This is a genomic window from Pseudomonas sp. TNT3 (assembly GCF_010095445.2).
GTDB lineage: Bacteria > Pseudomonadota > Gammaproteobacteria > Pseudomonadales > Pseudomonadaceae > Aquipseudomonas.
On the sequence record NZ_WFGV02000063.1, the window covers coordinates 13,669 to 32,157 of the forward strand.

Below are 18,489 nucleotides of genomic sequence, written 5' to 3' on the forward strand. Positions count from 1 at the left end.
TGCCCGGGCGCAGTCGTGGGAAACGTTGTCGGGCGCTCGTCAAAGGGTGATCAACCGTATCCGGCTGCCTTCGCTCACGTTCAAGGCAGCGCGCATCCTGGCGTCAAGTACCACTGGTTGCCCAGGGTTGACGTCCAGTTCGGCGACAATCGCCCGATAGCCCTTAAGTAAATCGTTGCTCACCAGATAGCGGCCACGGGCATCAATGGAGGACCCGGTTTTTACCGTGGCGATATGACTTTGGGCGATGGAGCGGATGTCGCAAAGCCGGGCTTGCAAGGTAGGACCGCCGTCAAACAGGTCGACGTACTGACAGGTATCGAACCCCTCACGCTCGAGGATATCGAAGGCTTCCTGGCCATCGGGATGGATGCGTCCGACGCAGTCGCGTGCCGTCTCGGGCAACATCGGCAGGTAAATCGGGTAGTGGGGCATCAGCTCCGCAAGGAACGTCCGGCTGTTCAAACCGCACAGCTTTTCCGCCTCGGCATAGGGCAGGTCGAAGAAATGCTTGCCGACTGCGTCCCAGAACGGCGACCCGCCTTCATCGTTGCTGAAACCGACAATCTCCGTGATTACTGTGTTGGCAAAACGGCTTGAGTGAGCACCGATAAACAACAGTCGAGCCCGGGACAGCAGTTCGGAAAACGGCGACCGAACCCACTCGGCGTCAATATGAAAACCCCGCAACAAGGTATGGCCGCTCAGGTCATGACACAGCGACAGTGTGGGTACGTCATGCTCGATATTGAGTTCACGCGAGGCACTGGTGTAGTGACGGTTGCGCAGGCTGTAGAAGGGCTCGTTGTAGCCGGCAGTGGCCAGGATTTCCGAACAGCCCACCAGGCGCTGGCACGTCAGATCTTCCAGGACGAAGAAATAATTCTCCGGGCCATGATCTTCAACGTCTTTTTCAAACGAGGCACAAGAGTCGAGTACCCTCTGGCGCAAGCGTTCAGCGTCGTCCGGCAAGGACGTGACACCCACCAGGCTTTCGCGGGCAAGTCGCTGTAACTGGGGCAGGTCGGTTAACTCGACCGGGCGTAAGACCAGCATGGACGTACTCCTGTATCAAAGGGTTCGGTGGCACGCACCCAACCTGACTATCACTGTCGGTTTCCACGCATTGCTCGGGCGGTACCCTGATGTGTGTTCAGGTGCCGCTCTTCTTCTGTGTCAGCTTTTTAGTGTTGAACGGTATTACGATGACGCGTTGAACACCTGCTGTGTCATCGGGCAAACACTGGGTTATCGAAGGTGATCATTCAGGGCGGTTAGACAGAGCGTCCGTGCTTCTGCTGGATATTTTTCCTGTGTTTTCTGCTTTCGCGAAATCAGTATTTATGGAAGCCAGGGTGCCTGTCTAGTGAATTTTTGCCAGGCGTTTCAACGCCTTGAATAAGGCGAAAAGCCCGTATGCCAAGGGCTACAAGAATGACGCTACTGTGTGTAGGCCCTTTCCAAAATTGGTGTAAGACAATGCCTTTTTCTACGCGTTAATTAATGAAAGCCGCGCAAACGAAATGCTCCCGTTGGCGTGGGATACGGCACAATTAAGCAATCATCCACGGCCTGTTGCCGTGCTCCGAACCTTTTGATCGAGTGATTTTTTGTGCAGGCGACCCGTTTGACTTTGATTTGCCACGCCCGAACCGTCGCACAAAAATTAGGGCGTTTTCCTACAAATGAGCCTGTGGAAATAAAATGGCAGTCGGCAGAGGGTTCGCGCGCTGCCTTTTTCAAAAAAGCGCCACGCTTTCTGTGTGGACCGGAATTGCGCACCCGGCAAACTGCTGAGTTTTACGCCAATGATGTCGAGGTTGCCGAGGCATTGCGCGATTGCGATTTCGGCCGATGGAGCGGGGCGCAGATCGATGACTTGCAGCAGTCAGAACCCGAGGCCCTCGAGGCCTGGCTGGCTGACCCGGCTTGTGCACCCCATGGCGGCGAGTCGGTTGCACAACTTCTTGAGCGAGTCGCCGCCTGGTTGACGACCCTTGAGGCAACCGCCGGGCACGTCGTGGCATTCACCCATCCCTTTGTCATTCGCGCCGCGCTGACCCATGTCTTGAACTGTTCGGCGTTTAATCAGATCGATGTTGAACCGCTGTCGTCCACCGAACTTCGCTACAACGGGCGCTGGCGACTGCGCTTGCCAGAGACGGTTATAGAGGACGCAAAACGATGAAAAAGCTTCTGGTGATCGGCATCGGTGCGGGCAACCCCGACTACATCACGATGCAGGCGGTAAAGGCGCTCAACCTTGTCGACGTGTTTTTCCTCATGGACAAGGGGGAAAGCAAAGACAAGCTGATCGAACTGCGCCGCGAGATCTGCGAGCGCTACATCACCGATCACGCCTATCGCTTCATCGAAGCCCACAGCCCGGAGCGCGAGCGCGGTGATGTGGACTACACGACCAGCGTCGATGATCTGAATCTGGCCAAGCAGCGCACGTTCGAACGGCTGATCAACGAGGAAATGTCCGACAACGAGTGTGCCGGTTTTCTGGTGTGGGGCGATCCGGCGTTGTACGACAGCACTGTGCGGATTTTGCAGGCAATCCTGGCATCAGGCGTTTGTGTATTCGATTTTGAAGTGATTCCCGGCATCACCAGCGTTCAGGCGTTGGCAGCGCAGCACAAGGTGCCGTTGAATCGGATCGGGCGGTCGATTGAGATCACCACCGGGCGCCGTCTGGCAGCGGGGCAGGTGAGCGATGCCGACAGCCTGGTGGTGATGCTCGATGCGCAAGATGCCTACCATCAGGTGGCTGATCCGGAGACCGAGATTTATTGGGGCGCTTACCTGGGGACGCCGGATGAAATGCTTATCAGTGGCAAGCTCAAGGACGTGGCGCAGGAGATCGAGCGTGTGCGCAAAGCTGCCCGAATGGCCAATGGCTGGATCATGGATACCTATTTATTGCGTAAGCCTTGAGATGTGTGGTGACTGAGCTGGCGTCATCGCGAGCAGGCTCGCTCCTACAGTGATTTAAGTAGTTCGCAGATTTTGTGTACACCACCTTTCCATGTAGGAGTGAGCCTGCTCGCGATGAGGCCGTCAAAGCACACCTCAAACCTCCAACTTGACCTCGCGCCCAAACCGCTCCCGATACACCGACGGCGGCACGCCGACCACACTGCGAAAGGCCACCCGAAAAGTTTCCACCGATCGATAACCACACCCCATGGCGATCTGCTCGGTGTTCTGATTCGTGCTCTCCAGTAATTCCCGCGCACGCCCCAGGCGCTCATGCTGCAGCCAGGCTTTGGGGGGCAGGCCGGTGGCTTCAGTGAACCGCCGCAAGAACGTTCGTTCGCTCATGGCCGCCTCACTGGCCATATCGCGCACCTCCAGTGGTTGATGCAAGCGTTCCCGGGACCATTGCATGACGCGGGACAGGTCGCTGCGCGGCGTAGGACTGACCGGTGAAGGAATGAATTGCGCCTGCCCGCCGGTGCGTTGTGGCGACATGACCAGGCGACGTGCCACCGAATTGGCGACCTGGGTGCCGAAATCCCTGGCCACCAGGTGCAGGCAGGCGTCGATGCCGGCGGCGCTGCCGGCTGAGGTGATCAACTGACCCGAGTCGACGTACAGCACCTGCGCATCGACCAGGATGTTGGGAAATCGCTCCGCCAGTTCCGTGGTGTAGCGCCAATGCGTCGTGGCGCGGTGACCATCGAGCAATCCGGTCGCCGCCAGCACGAAAACCCCAGAGCATATCGACAGCAACCGCGCACCCCGCGCATGGGCTCGACGCAGGCCGTTGAGCAAGGCTTCAGGCACGGGGGCACTGCGGTCGCGCCAGCCGGGAATGATGATGGTCCGGGCTTCATCGAGCAGTTCCATGCCGCCATCCGCCAGCACCTGAATGCCGCCCATGGCGCGCATCGGGCCTTGATCGACCGCGACAATCCGGTGCCCGTACCAGGGGAATTCGAACTCGGGTCGGTCCAGGCCGAAGATCTCCACGGCGATGCCGAATTCGAAGGTGCAGAGGCCGTCATAGGCCAGAATCGCGACCAATCCAGGGGTTCGTTGCATTTGGCGGAAAGTTCCCGGTGAGTGTCTTGTGCGCCACTTTAGCTCCAAGCGTCAGGCCGATAAAGTGGTCTCACACCCAAAAACACTCTGGAGTACAGCCCATGACCAGTCTTGTCCGTGAGATTCCTGCCGCGCCCTCGGCCATTGCCCTGATGCATTTCAGCAGCCGTCTGACCTTCGAAACCGATTGTTCCGACGTCTTCAGCAGCCAACAGGCAGGCGATGTGGATTTTGTCCTGGTGGACGTACGAGGCCCGATGGCGTTTGACCGGGGTCATGTGCCGGGCGCGATTAACATCCCGGGGCGGCTGCTGACCGCTGACGCGTTGGCGGCCTGGCCGAAATCGACCCTGTTCGTTGTCTATTGCGCCGGCCCCCACTGCAATGGCGCGAACAAGGCAGCGGTAAAACTGGCGGCGCTGGATTATCCGGTCAAGGAGATGATCGGCGGGGTGACCGGTTGGCTGGATGAGGGGTTTGAGTTGAGTGGAGCAGTGCAACGTTCCGTCAATACGGTGATTGGCTGCGAATGTTGAAGTAACCGAAAAGATCGCCCCTTCAAACGCAAGCCTCCCACCACGCATCCAGCGTCACCTGCAGCCAAGCAAAAACCTTTGCGTACGCCGCGCTGTCCGGCTGCCCTCGTGGCAGCGGTGATTCCTCGGCGAAGAATTCATTCAGCGTCGCCACCGACTCGGCATTCCACTCGGGATGAAACTGCAGTCCCACCCGGGTCGGCCCGACGCTGTACATCTGCTGTTCACAGCGATCACTGCGAGCAAGGCATTGCGCCTGCGGCGGCAGGTTGATTGCGTCTTCGTGCCACTCCAGCATGCTCAATGCCTGGCCATCAGTGAATGTGACAGTGGTCCAGCCCGTTTCCGGGCTGTCCATGCGCCGGATGTTCCCGCCAAGACCCAACGCCAGCAGCTGCGCCCCCAGGCAGATGGCGAACACCGGAGCCCCGCGCTCCAGAATGCCTGCCAGCCACTGACGTTCGGCTTCCAGCCACGCCGGCCCGGCGTTCGATTCATAAGGCCCGCCCAGCAGGACGACTGGCTCAGCGCTCATCGGCGGCAACTCGCCCAGATAAGCGCGAAAGACCGTCAGCGACAACCCACGAGCCTGCGCCCAATGAGCAATCGCACCGGGGCCTTCAGCACTGTGGTGTTGAATCACATTCAACGTCGTCTTCTCGCTGCTCATGCCTGCCACCTTTTTATAAGTATTTGTCGCCTAAACACAATTTGCTGCTCTGCAGCCGCTCTAGACTGCCGGCCACTTCGGTCGCCGCCTATAACGCTGACGCCCGAAAGCTACCAATCGAACGCTGCCAATAAAAGCCTCCGCATACAGGAGTTATAAATGAAGAAGCTAGTGATGTTCGGTGCTCTGGCACTGTCGATGCTGTCCCTGACCGCTGTGGCTGATGACGCCAAGCCGATCCGTATCGGGATCGAAGCCGGTTACCCGCCATTCTCGATGAAAACCCCTGACGGCAAGCTCACCGGTTTCGACGTGGACATCGGCGATGCCCTGTGCGAGCAGATGAAAGTCAAATGTACCTGGGTCGAACAAGAGTTCGATGGCTTGATCCCGGCGCTGAAGGTCAAGAAAATCGACGCCATCCTGTCGTCCATGACCATCACTGACGACCGCAAGAAAAACGTTGATTTCACCATCAAGTACTACCACACACCCGCGCGTTTCGTCATGAAGGAAGGCACCGACGTCAAGGACCCGCTGACCGAACTCAAAGGCAAGAAAGTTGGCGTGTTGCGTGCCAGTACCCACGACCGCTTCGCCACTGAAGTGCTGCAACCGGCCGGTATCATCCTGGTTCGTTACAGCTCCCAGCAGGAAGCCAACCTTGATATGGTCTCCGGTCGCCTCGACGCCATGCTGGCCGATTCGGTCAACCTCGACGACGGTTTCCTGAAAACCGACGCCGGCAAGGGTTTCGCGTTTGTCGGACCGACCTATGAAGACGCCAAGTACTTCGGTGGCGGTGCCGGTATCGCTGTGCGCAAGGGTGACAAGGAGCTGGCGGACAAATTCAACACCGCCATCACTGAGATCCGTGCCAACGGCAAGTACAAGCAAGTGCAGGACAAGTACTTCAATTTTGACGTTTACGGCGAGTAAACGATTCGTTTAAAAAATGGCAACCGCTGACAGGGTTGCCATTTTTTTTTCATTAGATATGAGAAACCTGTGGGAGCAAGGCTTGCCCGCGAAGGCATCGTGTCAGGCGCCATTCATATTGAGTGTACCGACGCCTTCGCCGGCAAGCCTTGCTCCCACAGGTGATTTCAGCGCCACTTTTACGGGAGCTCCCCCATGCAACGCATCGACCATCCACTGCCCTGGAGCCACCTGGGGACCGAGCGCACACTCAGCGTGTTCCGTTACGGCGCGGGCACTCGCAAGGTCTACATCCAGGCCAGCCTGCACGCTGACGAGTTACCGGGCATGCGCACCGCCTGGGAACTGAAAAAACGCCTGGCTGAACTCGAAGCCCAAGGGCAGCTGCAGGGTGTGATCGAACTGGTGCCGGTGGCCAATCCGATCGGGCTCGATCAGCACCTGCAAGGCAGTCACATGGGCCGCTTCGAGCTGGGCAGCGGCAAAAACTTCAACCGCTCGTTCGTCGAGCTCAGTGCACCGGTGGCCACGTTGATTGGTGATCGCCTGGGCGACGATGCACTCGCTAACATCACGCTGATTCGCCAGGCCATGGGCCAGGTACTCGACACCTTGCCGGCACCCGCCTCGCAATTGGAGGCCATGCACCGATTGCTACTGCGCCACGCCTGTGACGCCGACATCACGCTGGATCTGCACTGCGACTTCGACGCAGCGATTCATCTCTATGCGTTGCCGCAACACTGGCCACACTGGAAGTCGTTGGCCGCGCGCCTGAAGGCCGGTGTCGCGTTGCTCTGCGAGGATTCCGGTGGCAGCTCGTTCGATGAATCCTGTTCATCGCCGTGGCTGCGCCTGGCGCGCGCCTATCCCGAGGCCGCCATTCCCCCGGCCAACCTGGCGACGACGCTGGAGCTGGGCAGCATGGGCGATACCCGCGTCGATCAGGCCCAGGCCAATGCCGAGGCGATTCTCGGGTTCCTCGCCGAGCAGGGTTTCATCAAGGGAGACTGGTCGCCGGCACCGGATGAATGCTGCGAGGGCATGCCCTTCGAAGGCACCGAGCACCTGTTTGCCCCGCATCATGGGGTCGTCAGCTTCCTGCGTGAGGCCGGCGAATGGGTGGAGCAGGGGGACGCCCTGTTCGAAGTGGTCGACCCGTTGAATGACCGGGTGACCACGGTACGCGCCGGGACCAGCGGGGTGTTGTTTGCCATAGATCGTGGACGCTATACCCAGCCGGGCACGTGGCAGGCGAAGGTGGCGGGGCGCGAGCCGATTCGGGTAGGGAAGCTCATCAACGATTGATGAACTGACCTGTTGGTGCCCTGTAGGAGCGTCGTTTTTGTTAGGCTCAACCTCGAATCCTGCACATGTGAAGGAAGGTTTATGTTGAAGTTTCTCGCTCTGCTGACGCTCCTCGCGTCGGCCGCTGTCCACGCTCAAACCCCGCTGCAAACCGACCTGCCGCTCAAATACCTGGAGCAGACCCAGCCCGATTCCCGTGATCAGCCGCTGGTGATTTTCCTCCACGGTTATGGCAGCAACGAGCAAGACCTGTTCGGTATCAAGAACGAGTTGCCTGCCACCTACACCTACCTGTCGGTACGGGCGCCGATCGTGATGGAAGAGGGCAGTTATCAGTGGTTTCGCCAGAAAGGCAAAGGCGCCTACAACGGCGAGACGGATGACCTGAAAACCAGCGGCCAAGTGTTGCTGGATTTCATCGCGCAAGCCGCGAAGAAGTACCACACTCAACCGAACAAGGTGTACCTGGTGGGTTTCAGTCAGGGCGCGATCATGTCCTACGAAGTGGCGTTGCGGCATCCCGAGGCTGTCGGCGGGATCGCAGCCTTGAGCGGGCGAATTCTGCCGGTACTCAAGTCCGAACTGAAACAGGATGAAAAGCGCCAGAACCTGGGGATTTTCATTGGACATGGCACGGCCGACACGCGCCTGCCGTTCAAGGACGGCACCGACGCCAACAGCCTGTTGCAAAGCCTGTCCCTCAAACCTGAGTTTCATGCCTACGAAGGCGTGGGTCATTCCATCAGTGCCGTGGAGATGCAGGACCTCAGCGCCTGGTTACAGCGCCTCAATCCCTGAGTGTTACTTGCCGCTGACCATCTGCTTGATCAACGTTTCATGGGCGGCCATATCGCCGGGACGGGAAATGACCTGAACCAAGGCCATGTGGCTGCCTGATGCTGCCATCAGCGTGGTGTTGAGGGTCTGGCCGCCACCGCGTGTGGCGGTACTGTCGATCTGGCGCAGCCCTAGCCCGGTCTTTTTCAGCGTCAGGCTTTTTTCGCTCAACTTGTTGTAGTCAGGCAGTGCTTTGCGCTGTGCCACGTCGAAGTCGGCCGCCGTGCCGTCGAGAAACTCGCCATCGTTGTCCTTGACCTTGACGCCCTCGGGCAAGCTGTTTTCAGCCGTGATGATCACGGTTTTGGTGGTCTCGTTGGAGTACATGGTGCCGCTTGCGCCGGTGGAGCTGGCGGGCAGCGGGTTGGCGATGAAACCCTTAGGCAGGGTGAAGGTAAACTTGCCACCCAGCATGGAGACTTTCTGGCTGGGCGCCGTGTCTTTAGCCGTGGCCTTGGCCGCTTGCGCATTCAAAGCCCCGAGGCTGGCAACCGCCATCAGCAACAGGACAACGGCTTTCTTACTCAACAGTGACATTCAAAATCTCCATGGGATGGTCGCGCAATGCGGGCGATCATCCCATGGAGGCCATGAGGCATTCCAGCGCGGGGTAACGGGCGGTAGTGCCCTGGTGCTGTGAGTCAGTCCGCCTGGTTCTGTGAGAACCGATTGCGACGGGCGGGCTTGTTGCGCTAACTGTTCGATTTAACCGAACGTGTTGACGGCAGACTCGCAGGTTTTGCCAGCAAGCGTTTAGTCACCCCCAGCATCAACACCGAGACCGCCACGCTCACAGCAAAAGCGCTCAATCCCATGCGGGGTAGGGTCAATGCCAGTACCAGGCAAAAGGCGGCGAACGAGTACATACCCGTTGCGGTGGCGCGCAGCAACGCGGCAGTAAATGCGGGCCCGCGGGTTTGCTGGGAGAACACCGCCATCACGCTGCCCAGCACCGGGAACACCGCCAGCAGTCCACTCCAGCGTTCGCCCACGGTGCTGGCCAGCAAGGTAACCGCCAGGGTCAGCAAGGCACCGGCGACCATGCGCAGCAGCAATTTGTCGGACTTTGGCGCAGGCCCGGACACGATGGGCTGCACCGCAGGAAACAGGTAAGGCGCTGCCAACAGCGCGGTGGCGGCGGCGATGACCGAGAACACCAGGGACGCAGGGATCAGCGACAGCACTGCGGCCACCAAGGCCCACACCAGCAATGAAATCACCAAGGCCCACGGCCAGCCCTTGCGTTGTGCGACCTGGGCGTAGGTGACGCAAAAGGCGATCATCGCGAACATGGCGGACAACGCCGCTGTCGCTGACTGGGCGGCAAACACCTCACCCTGTTCGATGGCGAGGAAGAACAGAATCGGTCCGACCACCACTGGCAATCCCGATAGCCACCCGGCCACGCTCGGTCCCCAGCGTTTACCCGCCAGGGAAATCAGTAGCAGAAATCCCGGGATCACCAGCAATTTAAGCAAGAGCACGCACGCACCTCCGAACCAAGTGAGCGCCAACGTTAGCATCGTCGGGGATGGATTGCGCTATGGTTTGCCTGTTTTTGTATACAAAAACATCGACGTGGAAAATTGTACAAATTGTCTTGTTGCGTATAAGTTTTTAACAGGCCCCCGAAGAATCGAAACCCCCATGAACAATCTGCGATCCGCCTTATGCCACTGCGTATGGATGTTGATGTTGTTGGGGTCTCAAGCCATGGCCAGTTGGCAGGAAGCGGTGCCCGGTGCGCGGATCATTGGCGCCGGAGAGTTCAGTGTCTTTGGTTTCGATGTCTACAACGCCCGACTCTGGAGCGCAGCGCAGCCGTTATCCGATGACCAGCCCTTCGCGCTGGAGTTGATCTATCAACGCAAGATTTCCCGAGACGATCTGGTGCAAGCCAGCGTCGATGAAATCAAGCGCCTGTCCGGTTCGGCGGTGAGCAGCGAGCAACTCGCCGGCTGGCAGGCGCAGATGCAACGGTCGTTTGTCGATGTGCAGCCCGGAACCCGCATCACGGGCGTGTATGTGCCGGGGCAGGGCGCGCGGTTTTTTGTGGGCCAGCAGTTGCAGCATGAAGTGCAAGACCCGCAATTCGCCCGCGCCTTCTTCAACATCTGGTTGGACCCGCGCACCCGGAATCCTGAATTGCGCCAGCAATTATTGGGTCGATAGAGGCGAGTGTTTTCACCGCAGTGAGCGAAACGTTTAAGCTGCCTCCTCTGACCTGTTGACGGATGACTGCGTGAAATTCAGTTTGCCCAAAATCGCCACTGCACCCTTCTGCCCGCCGGAAGTGGCGGGCAGCGTGGCCGTCGATCCCCGCGCCTCATTCTTCAAACGTGTGCTGCGTTTCGCCGGTCCCGGCTTGCTGGTTTCAATCGGCTACATGGACCCGGGCAACTGGGCGACGGCGATCGAAGCCGGTTCGCGGTTTGGCTACAGCCTGTTGTTCGTGGTGCTGCTGGCGAGTCTGGCGGGGATGGTGGTGCAGTGCCTGTGCTCACGCCTGGGCATTGCCACCGGGCGCGATCTGGCACAGCTGTGCCGGGAGCGCTACAGCACCCGCACGGCGCGGACCCAGTGGGTGCTGGCGGAAATTTCAATCATCGCCACCGACCTCGCTGAAGTGCTTGGCTGTGCGCTGGCGTTTCACTTGCTACTGGGCTGTTCGCTGACGGTCGGCATTGCCCTGACGGCCTTCGACACGCTGTTGGTGCTGGCCTTGCAGAACCGAGGCTTCCGGCGGCTGGAGGCGATCATGCTGGTGCTGGTGAGCACCATCGGTGTGTGTTTCTTCGTGGAGCTGTTGCTGATCAAGCCTTACTGGCCTGAGGTCTTCCAGGGTTTTACGCCGTCATTGTCCGCCATCAGCGACGCCGCACCCTTGTACCTGGCCATCGGGATCCTCGGGGCGACGGTGATGCCGCATAACCTGTATCTGCACACTTCGATCGTGCAAACCCGGATGATCGGCAAGGACCTGGCCAGCAAGCAGGACGCGGTGAAGCTGGCGCGTATCGATACCATCGGTTCCCTGGCGCTGGCGTTGATGGTCAATGCCGCCATCTTGATTCTCGCGGCGGCGGCGTTTCACAAGACCGGGCATTCCGATGTGGTGGACATTCAGGACGCTTATCACTTGCTTGATCCGTTGGTCGGTGGGGCGCTGGCCAGCGTTTTGTTTGGCGTGGCCTTGCTGGCCTCGGGGCAGAGCTCGACCTTCACCGGCACCATCGCCGGGCAAGTGATCATGGAGGGTTATCTGAACCTGAGAATTCCGTGCTGGCAACGACGGTTGATCACCCGGGGGCTGGCGCTGATCCCGGCCTTCATCGGCGTCTGGCTGATGGGGGATGATGCGATTGGCAAGCTATTGGTGTTGAGTCAGGTGGTGTTGAGCCTGCAATTGCCGTTTGCGCTGTATCCGTTGATCCGCATGACCAATGATCATCGGTTGATGGGACCCTTCGTCAATCGACTGCCGACGCGGGTATTGGCGTGGGGGTTGTTCGGGGTGATCAGTGGGGCGAATAGCTGGTTGATCTTTCAGTTTGTGGTGTGAGCCGTGTAAAGAACCCGGTGTTTCTGAAGTGGACGCTGACTCATTGTGGCGAGGGAGCTTGCTCCCGCTGGGTTGCGAAGCGACCCCAAAAGTCCAGGCAGTTGTCGAGGATTTTTGGGAGCGCTACGCACTCCAGCGGGAGCAAGCTCCCTCGCCACAAAAGCTCGCAGGCCAATGCAGTGCCACCGGGGGTGTTACCAGGCTGCAGCGGTTCTTCGTGGGCCCCCGTGCAGCCTGTTGAACGCTTTAAGCCCGTTCGATCGCCAGCGCAACGCCCTGACCACCACCAATGCACAGGGTGGCGAGGCCTTTCTTGGCGTCGCGTTTGATCATTTCATGCAGCAAGGTCACCAAAACACGGCAACCTGATGCACCAATCGGGTGACCCAGTGCGATAGCGCCGCCGTTCACGTTGACCTTGTTCAAATCCCATTTCAGCTCTTTCGCAACGGCCAGGGATTGCGCCGCGAATGCTTCGTTGGCTTCGATCAGGTCCAGTTGGTCGATGGACCAGCCGGCCTTGTCCAGGCAACGGCGAGTGGCCGATACCGGGCCGATGCCCATGATGGCCGGGTCAACACCCACATTGGCGTAAGCGGCGATCTTTGCCAGCACGGGCAAACCCAGGGCCTTGGCTTTTTCGGCGCTCATCAGGATCACGGCGGCGGCACCGTCATTGAGCGACGACGCGTTGCCAGCGGTCACCGAACCGTCTTTCTTGAAGGCCGGCTTGAGTTTGCCCAGCCCTTGAGCGGTGGTGTCGCCGCGAGGTTGTTCATCAATGGCAAAGGACAACGGATCGCCCTTGCGCTGAGGAATCAGGATGGGCGTGATTTCATCGACGAAACGTCCGCCTTCGATAGCGGCCGCAGCTTTTTGCTGTGAGGCCGCGGCGAAGGCGTCCTGCTGCTCGCGGGTCAGTTCGTATTTGTCGGCCACGTTCTCGGCGGTGATGCCCATGTGGTAATCGTTGAACGCATCCCACAGGCCGTCGCTGATCATGGTGTCGACGATTTGCGCGTGCCCCATGCGCAGACCGGTGCGGGCGCCGGGCATGACGTAGTTGGACAGGCTCATGTTTTCCTGGCCGCCGGCGATGATCACATCGGCGTCGCCGCAGCGAATGGCCTGGGTCGCCAGGTGCAGAGCCTTGAGGCCCGAGCCGCAGACCTTGTTCAGGGTCATGGCGGGTACGGTGAAGGGCAGGCCGGCCTTGATCGCCGATTGACGCGCAGGGTTTTGCCCGGCGCCAGCGGTCAACACTTGACCCATGATCACTTCATCGACTTCAGCAGCGTCGAGCCCGGTTTGTGCCAGCAACTGACGGATCACCGCAGCGCCCAGGTCAACGGCGGAGACACTGGCCAGGGAACCCTGGAAGCTGCCGATGGCGGTACGGGTGGCGGCAACGATGACGACTTCTTGCATGGGATGAATCCTCACTGAGCAGCGAACTGCATTTCTGGAACGTGATCAGGCACGATCAGCTTGCCTGCAGTCTTGGCGATAATTTCTTCGACACTGACGCCCGGCGCACGTTCTTTAAGAATGAAGGCGCCGTTTTCGATTTCCAGGTAGGCCAGGTCGGTCAGTACGCGCTTGATGCAGCCGGCGCCGGTCAGCGGCAAGCTGCACTGGTCCAGCAGCTTGGACTCACCGTCCTTGGACGCGTGGGTCATGATGACGATGATGTTGTCTGCACCGGCGACCAGGTCCATGGCGCCGCCCATGCCCTTGACCAGTTTGCCGGGGATCATCCACGAGGCGATGTTGCCTTGCACGTCGACTTCAAAAGCGCCCAGCACGGTCAGGTCGACATGGCCACCGCGGATCATCGCGAAGGATTCGGCCGAGGAAAAAATCGATGCACCGGTGCGGGCGGTCACGGTTTGCTTGCCGGCGTTGATCATGTCGGCATCGATGGTTTCTTCAGTCGGGAACGGACCCATGCCCAGCAGGCCGTTTTCCGACTGCAGCATGACTTCCATGCCTTCGGGAATGTAGTTGGCGACCAGGGTCGGAATGCCGATGCCCAGGTTCACGTAGAAGCCGTCCTGCATTTCGCGGGCGACGCGTTGAGCCATTTGTTCGCGGGAAAGTGCCATTGTTGTTATTCCTTCATTCGGTCCGGGGGCAGGGGATCACTTACGCACGGTGCGCTGTTCGATGCGCTTTTCGAACGTGCCGCAAATGACCCGGTCGACGTAAATGCCAGGGGTGTGGATCTGCGCCGGGTCCAGCTCGCCGGGTTCGACGATTTCTTCGACTTCGACCACGGTGATCTTGCCGGCAGTGGCGGCCAGCGGGTTGAAGTTCTGAGCGGTGTGGCGGTAGATCACGTTACCGAAGTGGTCGGCTTTCCAGCCTTTGACGATGGCGAAGTCACCGGTGATGGACTCTTCCATCAGGTACTTGCGACCTTTGAATTCGCGTACTTCCTTACCGTCGGCGACCGGGGTGCCGACGCCGGTGGCGGTGAAGAACGCCGGGATGCCGGCGCCGCCCGCGCGCATTTTTTCGGCAAGGGTGCCTTGGGGGGTGAGGACGACTTCGATTTCGCCTTTCAACAGCTGTTCTTCAAACAGTTTGTTTTCGCCAACGTAGGAGGCGACTACTTTGCTGATCTGACGATCGGTCAGCAGCACGCCGAGACCGAAACCGTCGACGCCGCAGTTGTTGGAAACCACGGTGAGATCGCGAGTGCCCTTGCGCTTGATCTCGTTGATCAGGTTTTCCGGAATTCCGCACAGGCCGAAGCCACCGGCGATCACGGTCATGCCGTCTTCAAGACCTGCCAGAGCTTCCTCGTAGGAACTCACGCGCTTGTCGAAACCTGCCATATGCACCTCTTTTATTCTTTATGGGCGGCTGGCTAGCCGTAGTGGGTCAAGTGTCTCGTTGCTGGATTGATTTGTTAAGTTGTTTTTTAATGTGAATTAATAGATAAAACTCACTAATTCTGTTCTTTATCCTTCGGTGGGTGCACAGCTTGCTCGCGATGGCGGCCTCGAAACCGCCATCGCGAGCAAGCTGTGCTCCTACAGAAAAACTCCCGCGTTAATCACCGGAACCCTTTGCCCATGACCGTCAAACAGATCCGCGCCTTTCTGGCCGTGGCCCAGAGCCTGAGTTTCGCCGTGGCCTGCGAGCGATTGCACCTGTCGCAGTCGGCGTTGAGCCTGACCATCAAAGCGCTGGAGGAGGGCCTGGGTGGACGCCTGTTCACCCGTAATACCCGCAACGTTGCCCTGACGGCGGAAGGTGAATCCCTGGTGCCCCTTGCGCGCCGCCTGATCGCCGACTGGGACAACGCCGAGGATGAGCTGCGCCAGCGCTTCACCTTGCAGCGCGGCCGGGTGACGCTGGCGGCGATACCCTCGTTTGCCGGCAACCTACTGCCACCGATCCTCAAGGCGTTTCGCGCTCGTTACCCGAAGGTCAACGTGACGGTGAACGATGTGATCAATGAGCAGGTGCTTGAAATGGTGCGTGATCGACAGGTGGAACTGGGGGTGGCGTTTGAGCCCACCATGAGTACGTCGCTGGTCTTCACACCGCTGTATATGGACCGGTTCGTCGCAGTGGTTTCACAGGATTCACCGCTGGCGGAGCTGGGTGATATCGATTGGCAGACGCTGCTCAAGGAGCCGTTTATCACCTTGCAGCGGCCGTCGGCAGTGCGGGTGATGCTGGAAGAACACCTGCAAGCCCGCGGAATGAAGTTGCCGGTGGAGTTTGAAAGCCATCAGCTGGCGACGGTGGGGCGGATGGTCTCCAGCGGATTGGGGGTGAGCGCGGTACCGGCGTTGTGTGCCGGGCAGATGCGTGAGCTGGGTGCGCAGTGCCTGACCTTGCACGACCCCGTGGTGGAGCGGGCAGTCGGGGTGTTGACCAAGCCCGGGGTTGAGCTCTCGGCGGCGGCGCAGGCGTTGTTCGACATCCTCAAAGAAGAAAACCTGAGCGCGCACCTCGACCCATGATCGTTCCCACGCTCTGCGTGGGAATGCTCATCGGGACAGGTGTTGTGTCAGGAGGGGGAGTAGCTGCTCGCACGAGGCCTCAATCTTCAAATCGAGGAGGTCATCCGCCCGGGTCTTCCCCAAATTAATCGCAATCAATGGCTTGCCTTGATCCGCCACCGCCCGGCACAACCGGAACGCCGAGTACGCCATCAACGAAGATCCCACCACCAGTAAACCCGCAGACCTTTCGACTGCCGCCATGGCTTTGGCCGCCGTTACCTGCGCGACGTTTTCGCCAAAAAACACCACGTCCGGCTTCATTCGCTCACCCGCGCAAAGCGGGCAATGGGGCACCTGAAAGCGCGCTTCAAAAGCCGGGTCGAGCAGGGTATCGCCATCGGGTGCTTGCACGGCATCGACGCCGGCCAGGTAAGGGTTCTGCGCCACCATCAATTGCTGAATCGAGTCGCGCTCGCTGCGTTGCCCGCAATCGAGGCATAGCACTCGATGCAAGCTGCCGTGGAGTTCGATGACATCGTGACTGCCGGCCTGGTCGTGCAGGGTGTCGACATTCTGGGTGATCAACGCGCTGATCCGCCGGGTACTTTGCAAACTCGCCAAGGCTTCGTGAGCGACGTTGGGTTGTGCCAGTCGCACTCGCGGCCAGCCCAGCATGGCCCGTGCCCAGTAGCGACGACGAGATTCGGGGGCGGAGAGAAACTCCTGATACATCATGGGCTGACGACCACGCCTGACGCCCTGATTGTCACGGTAATCGGGGATGCCCGATGGCGTGCTGATGCCAGCGCCCGTCAGCACGACAAAAGTTTGTTCGGTCATCAACTGCTCGAGTCGGTCGAGTTGTTCACGGATACGGCCATCGAGCATGTTCAACACTCCGCAAGGTCATGAATGGTTCATTGTAGGAGCTGGCGCGGCTTCGCAGGCCATGATAAGGCACATTGTAGGAGCTGCCGCAGGCTGCGATCTTTTGATCGTGATTGTAAAAAAACAGATCAAAAGATCGCAGCCTGCGGCAGCTCCTACAAGGGCCGTGTTTACTTGCGTGCCTCCAGAATCAGGTTGAACGGCGTTTCTGTCGCCCGACGGAAAGTCGAGAAACCGGCCTCGGTAAACACTTTGCGCAACCGCGCCTCGCCCGCCTGCGCACCGAGCCCGAGGCCGACTTCCTGTGACAATGAGTTGGGGGTGCAGATGAAGGTCGACGCGGCGTAGAACAGGCGTCCGACTGGGGTGACGTTGTCGTCGAGCGCATCGTTGGCGAAGGGTTCCACCAGCAGGACCGAACCGTCCGGCTTGAGCGACTCAAAGGCATGCCGCGCCGCGCCCACCGGGTCGCCCATGTCGTGCAGGCAGTCAAAGTAGCAGACGAGGTCGTAGTCGTTGCCCGGGTAGCTTTTCGCTGTTCCCTGGAAGAACCGCGCCTGTGCGGCCACGCCACCTTCTTCGGCGCGCTGGGTCGCCACGGTGACGGAGGGTGCGTGGTAATCGAACCCGACGAACCGTGAGTTCGGAAACGCCTGGGCCATGATCACCGTCGACGCCCCATGCCCGCAGCCGATATCGGCGACTTTGGCGCCGGCTTCAAGTTTTGCCACCACGCCGTCCAGGGCCGGTAGCCACTCGGCGATCAGGTGCGCTTTGTAACCGGGCCGGAAGAACCGTTCTGTGCCGCTGAACATGCACGGATGGTGGTCGCCCCAGGCCAGTGCACCATTGCCGCGCATGGCGTTGATCAGTTTGTCCTTGTCATGGTAAAACGAGGCGACTACGCCGACGCCACCGGCCACGTAGACCGGCGAGTCTTCAATTGCCAGCGCCAGTGCCTGCTCTTCAGGGAGACGGAACTGGCCGTCGCGGTGCTCCATGTAGCCGGAGGCGGCGTGGGCGCTGAGCCATTCGCGCAGCAGGCGGGTGTTGCAGCCCGTTTTGTCGGCGAGTATTTCCGGGGTGATGGGTTGGCTGTCGGCCATGGCCCGGTACAGGCCGAGTTCCTCGCCGAGAATGACATTGGCGAGCATGGCTGCGCCGCCCATGTCGTTGATCAGTTTGCCCATGAATTCGTTGAGTCTGGCCTCGTCCATCACGTGTGCTCCTTTGGCAGGATCACGGTCCAGAGGTGGTGTTTTCGGGGGTGGCACGTCTGGGCGGTGGTCGTGGGAATGAACAGGACGCACGATGTGTCCTGCGTGGGTTAAGTTTAGTTCGCTGGCCTTGGGGTGTTGGGTGGGGCGACGAAAGTGCTGGGTTGGTGTGGGGGGTGATGACGAGGCGGCCTGTCTTTTTCGGATGTACCCCGATCCCTGTGGGAGCTGGCCTGCCAGCGATGGCGGCCTGACAGCCGACCTGTCTTTTGCGGGTGTACATATCCGTTTCTGCGGTAATGGCCACTGACGGTTTCGCTCTTACAGCGAGTCCCTTTTGACAAACGCCCGGAATGCCGGCCCAGTCAAAAGGAACCAAAAAGGCTCGCCCCAGCGTACGGCACCTCGCTAAAGCTCGGTGTTCCCTCGCTCCGGTGTCCATCTGGGGGCATCGCCTACGGTCTGCTTCGCGACGACCTCCTCTCGATGTGTGCGGCTTCGCCGCACGGCGCTTCGCGCC

The 18,489-nt window shown here is 59.7% G+C and carries 19 protein-coding genes; 9 read left to right on the forward strand and 10 right to left on the reverse strand.

Annotated elements, in window-relative coordinates; genetic code table 11:
• Positions 1-39: 39 nt before the first annotated feature.
• Positions 40-1,056, reverse strand: a complete 1,017-nt coding sequence (locus GBC55_RS25815; RefSeq protein ID WP_162440318.1) for an arginine N-succinyltransferase — start codon at positions 1,054-1,056, stop codon at positions 40-42.
• A gap of 556 nt (positions 1,057-1,612) precedes the next feature.
• Here GBC55_RS25815 and GBC55_RS25820 point away from each other — a divergent pair.
• Both GBC55_RS25820 and cobF read left to right on the forward strand, forming a co-directional pair.
• Positions 1,613-2,188: a histidine phosphatase family protein gene (locus GBC55_RS25820; RefSeq protein ID WP_162440319.1), complete on the forward strand. Its 576-nt coding sequence runs from the start codon at positions 1,613-1,615 to the stop codon at positions 2,186-2,188.
• Complete coding sequence (gene cobF / locus GBC55_RS25825; RefSeq protein ID WP_162440320.1) at positions 2,185-2,940, forward strand: precorrin-6A synthase (deacetylating); 756 nt, start codon at positions 2,185-2,187, stop codon at positions 2,938-2,940. The genes GBC55_RS25820 and cobF overlap by 4 nt, the downstream gene beginning before the upstream one ends.
• A 135-nt stretch (positions 2,941-3,075) precedes the next feature.
• Here the strand turns inward: cobF and ftrA are convergent, their stop codons facing one another.
• Positions 3,076-4,050 (reverse strand): transcriptional regulator FtrA, encoded by a 975-nt coding sequence (gene ftrA / locus GBC55_RS25830; protein WP_162440321.1) that lies wholly within the window; start codon positions 4,048-4,050, stop codon positions 3,076-3,078.
• Positions 4,051-4,151: 101 nt separating this feature from the next.
• Between ftrA and GBC55_RS25835 the strand changes: the two genes are divergently transcribed.
• Positions 4,152-4,586 carry a rhodanese-like domain-containing protein gene (locus GBC55_RS25835; protein WP_162440322.1) on the forward strand — a complete coding sequence of 145 codons (435 nt, stop codon included), beginning with the start codon at positions 4,152-4,154 and terminating at the stop codon, positions 4,584-4,586.
• A 22-nt stretch (positions 4,587-4,608) separates the two neighbouring features.
• Here the strand turns inward: GBC55_RS25835 and GBC55_RS25840 are convergent, their stop codons facing one another.
• On the reverse strand, positions 4,609-5,256 hold the full coding sequence (locus GBC55_RS25840; RefSeq protein WP_162440323.1) for a gamma-glutamyl-gamma-aminobutyrate hydrolase family protein: 648 nt from the start codon (positions 5,254-5,256) through the stop codon (positions 4,609-4,611).
• 159 nt (positions 5,257-5,415) lie between these two features.
• On the opposite strand from GBC55_RS25840, the gene GBC55_RS25845 reads away from it, so the two are divergent.
• From GBC55_RS25845 to GBC55_RS25855, 3 genes are all read left to right on the forward strand, one after another.
• Positions 5,416-6,195: an ABC transporter substrate-binding protein gene (locus GBC55_RS25845; RefSeq protein ID WP_162440324.1), complete on the forward strand. Its 780-nt coding sequence runs from the start codon at positions 5,416-5,418 to the stop codon at positions 6,193-6,195.
• 195 nt (positions 6,196-6,390) lie between these two features.
• On the forward strand, positions 6,391-7,503 hold the full coding sequence (locus tag GBC55_RS25850) for a M14 family metallopeptidase (RefSeq protein WP_162440325.1): 1,113 nt from the start codon (positions 6,391-6,393) through the stop codon (positions 7,501-7,503).
• Positions 7,504-7,584: 81 nt separating this feature from the next.
• Positions 7,585-8,301: an alpha/beta hydrolase-fold protein gene (locus GBC55_RS25855; RefSeq protein ID WP_162440326.1), complete on the forward strand. Its 717-nt coding sequence runs from the start codon at positions 7,585-7,587 to the stop codon at positions 8,299-8,301.
• A gap of 3 nt (positions 8,302-8,304) precedes the next feature.
• Here the strand turns inward: GBC55_RS25855 and GBC55_RS25860 are convergent, their stop codons facing one another.
• Positions 8,305-8,877: a hypothetical protein gene (locus tag GBC55_RS25860; protein WP_162440327.1), complete on the reverse strand. Its 573-nt coding sequence runs from the start codon at positions 8,875-8,877 to the stop codon at positions 8,305-8,307.
• A 155-nt stretch (positions 8,878-9,032) separates the two neighbouring features.
• Positions 9,033-9,824: a hypothetical protein gene (locus GBC55_RS25865; RefSeq protein ID WP_162440328.1), complete on the reverse strand. Its 792-nt coding sequence runs from the start codon at positions 9,822-9,824 to the stop codon at positions 9,033-9,035.
• 163 nt (positions 9,825-9,987) lie between these two features.
• On the opposite strand from GBC55_RS25865, the gene GBC55_RS25870 reads away from it, so the two are divergent.
• A complete protein-coding gene (locus GBC55_RS25870) occupies positions 9,988-10,512 on the forward strand; it encodes a chalcone isomerase family protein (RefSeq protein ID WP_162440329.1) in 525 nt (174 codons plus the stop codon).
• Between the two features lie 70 nt (positions 10,513-10,582).
• A complete protein-coding gene (locus GBC55_RS25875; RefSeq protein ID WP_162440330.1) occupies positions 10,583-11,902 on the forward strand; it encodes an Nramp family divalent metal transporter in 1,320 nt (439 codons plus the stop codon).
• A gap of 246 nt (positions 11,903-12,148) precedes the next feature.
• On the opposite strand, the gene GBC55_RS25880 is transcribed toward GBC55_RS25875, so the two are convergent.
• The 3 genes from GBC55_RS25880 to GBC55_RS25890 are packed head-to-tail and all read right to left on the reverse strand — an operon-like array spanning position 12,149 to position 14,742.
• A complete protein-coding gene (locus GBC55_RS25880; protein ID WP_162440331.1) occupies positions 12,149-13,330 on the reverse strand; it encodes an acetyl-CoA C-acetyltransferase in 1,182 nt (393 codons plus the stop codon).
• 11 nt (positions 13,331-13,341) lie between these two features.
• On the reverse strand, positions 13,342-14,007 hold the full coding sequence (locus GBC55_RS25885) for a CoA transferase subunit B (RefSeq protein ID WP_162440332.1): 666 nt from the start codon (positions 14,005-14,007) through the stop codon (positions 13,342-13,344).
• Between the two features lie 36 nt (positions 14,008-14,043).
• Positions 14,044-14,742, reverse strand: coding sequence for a CoA transferase subunit A (locus GBC55_RS25890; protein WP_162440333.1), 699 nt, complete (start codon positions 14,740-14,742; stop codon positions 14,044-14,046).
• 240 nt (positions 14,743-14,982) lie between these two features.
• On the opposite strand from GBC55_RS25890, the gene GBC55_RS25895 reads away from it, so the two are divergent.
• Positions 14,983-15,882 (forward strand): LysR family transcriptional regulator, encoded by a 900-nt coding sequence (locus GBC55_RS25895; RefSeq protein WP_162440334.1) that lies wholly within the window; start codon positions 14,983-14,985, stop codon positions 15,880-15,882.
• A 27-nt stretch (positions 15,883-15,909) separates the two neighbouring features.
• Here GBC55_RS25895 and GBC55_RS25900 read toward each other — a convergent pair whose 3' ends face one another.
• The gene (locus GBC55_RS25900) at positions 15,910-16,752 is read right to left on the reverse strand and encodes an NAD-dependent protein deacetylase (RefSeq protein ID WP_162440335.1); all 843 of its coding nucleotides are present in this window, start codon (positions 16,750-16,752) and stop codon (positions 15,910-15,912) included.
• Between the two features lie 170 nt (positions 16,753-16,922).
• Complete coding sequence (locus GBC55_RS25905) at positions 16,923-17,969, reverse strand: class I SAM-dependent methyltransferase (RefSeq protein ID WP_162440336.1); 1,047 nt, start codon at positions 17,967-17,969, stop codon at positions 16,923-16,925.
• Between the last annotated feature and the right edge of the window lie 520 nt (positions 17,970-18,489).

Bases quoted from the DNA above. Each gene is read 5' to 3' on its own strand.
- GBC55_RS25895 (WP_162440334.1), top strand. From the start codon at position 14,983: ATGACCGTCAAACAGATCCGCGCCTTTCTGGCCGTGGCCCAGAGCCTG.
- ftrA (WP_162440321.1), bottom strand. From the start codon at position 4,050: ATGCAACGAACCCCTGGATTGGTCGCGATTCTGGCCTATGACGGCCTC.
- GBC55_RS25870 (WP_162440329.1), top strand. From the start codon at position 9,988: ATGAACAATCTGCGATCCGCCTTATGCCACTGCGTATGGATGTTGATG.
- cobF (WP_162440320.1), top strand. From the start codon at position 2,185: ATGAAAAAGCTTCTGGTGATCGGCATCGGTGCGGGCAACCCCGACTAC.
- GBC55_RS25880 (WP_162440331.1), bottom strand. From the start codon at position 13,330: ATGCAAGAAGTCGTCATCGTTGCCGCCACCCGTACCGCCATCGGCAGC.
- GBC55_RS25835 (WP_162440322.1), top strand. From the start codon at position 4,152: ATGACCAGTCTTGTCCGTGAGATTCCTGCCGCGCCCTCGGCCATTGCC.
- GBC55_RS25845 (WP_162440324.1), top strand. From the start codon at position 5,416: ATGAAGAAGCTAGTGATGTTCGGTGCTCTGGCACTGTCGATGCTGTCC.
- GBC55_RS25815 (WP_162440318.1), bottom strand. From the start codon at position 1,056: ATGCTGGTCTTACGCCCGGTCGAGTTAACCGACCTGCCCCAGTTACAG.
- GBC55_RS25840 (WP_162440323.1), bottom strand. From the start codon at position 5,256: ATGAGCAGCGAGAAGACGACGTTGAATGTGATTCAACACCACAGTGCT.
- GBC55_RS25890 (WP_162440333.1), bottom strand. From the start codon at position 14,742: ATGGCAGGTTTCGACAAGCGCGTGAGTTCCTACGAGGAAGCTCTGGCA.
- GBC55_RS25885 (WP_162440332.1), bottom strand. From the start codon at position 14,007: ATGGCACTTTCCCGCGAACAAATGGCTCAACGCGTCGCCCGCGAAATG.
- GBC55_RS25855 (WP_162440326.1), top strand. From the start codon at position 7,585: ATGTTGAAGTTTCTCGCTCTGCTGACGCTCCTCGCGTCGGCCGCTGTC.
- GBC55_RS25860 (WP_162440327.1), bottom strand. From the start codon at position 8,877: ATGTCACTGTTGAGTAAGAAAGCCGTTGTCCTGTTGCTGATGGCGGTT.
- GBC55_RS25905 (WP_162440336.1), bottom strand. From the start codon at position 17,969: ATGGACGAGGCCAGACTCAACGAATTCATGGGCAAACTGATCAACGAC.
- GBC55_RS25900 (WP_162440335.1), bottom strand. From the start codon at position 16,752: ATGCTCGATGGCCGTATCCGTGAACAACTCGACCGACTCGAGCAGTTG.
- GBC55_RS25850 (WP_162440325.1), top strand. From the start codon at position 6,391: ATGCAACGCATCGACCATCCACTGCCCTGGAGCCACCTGGGGACCGAG.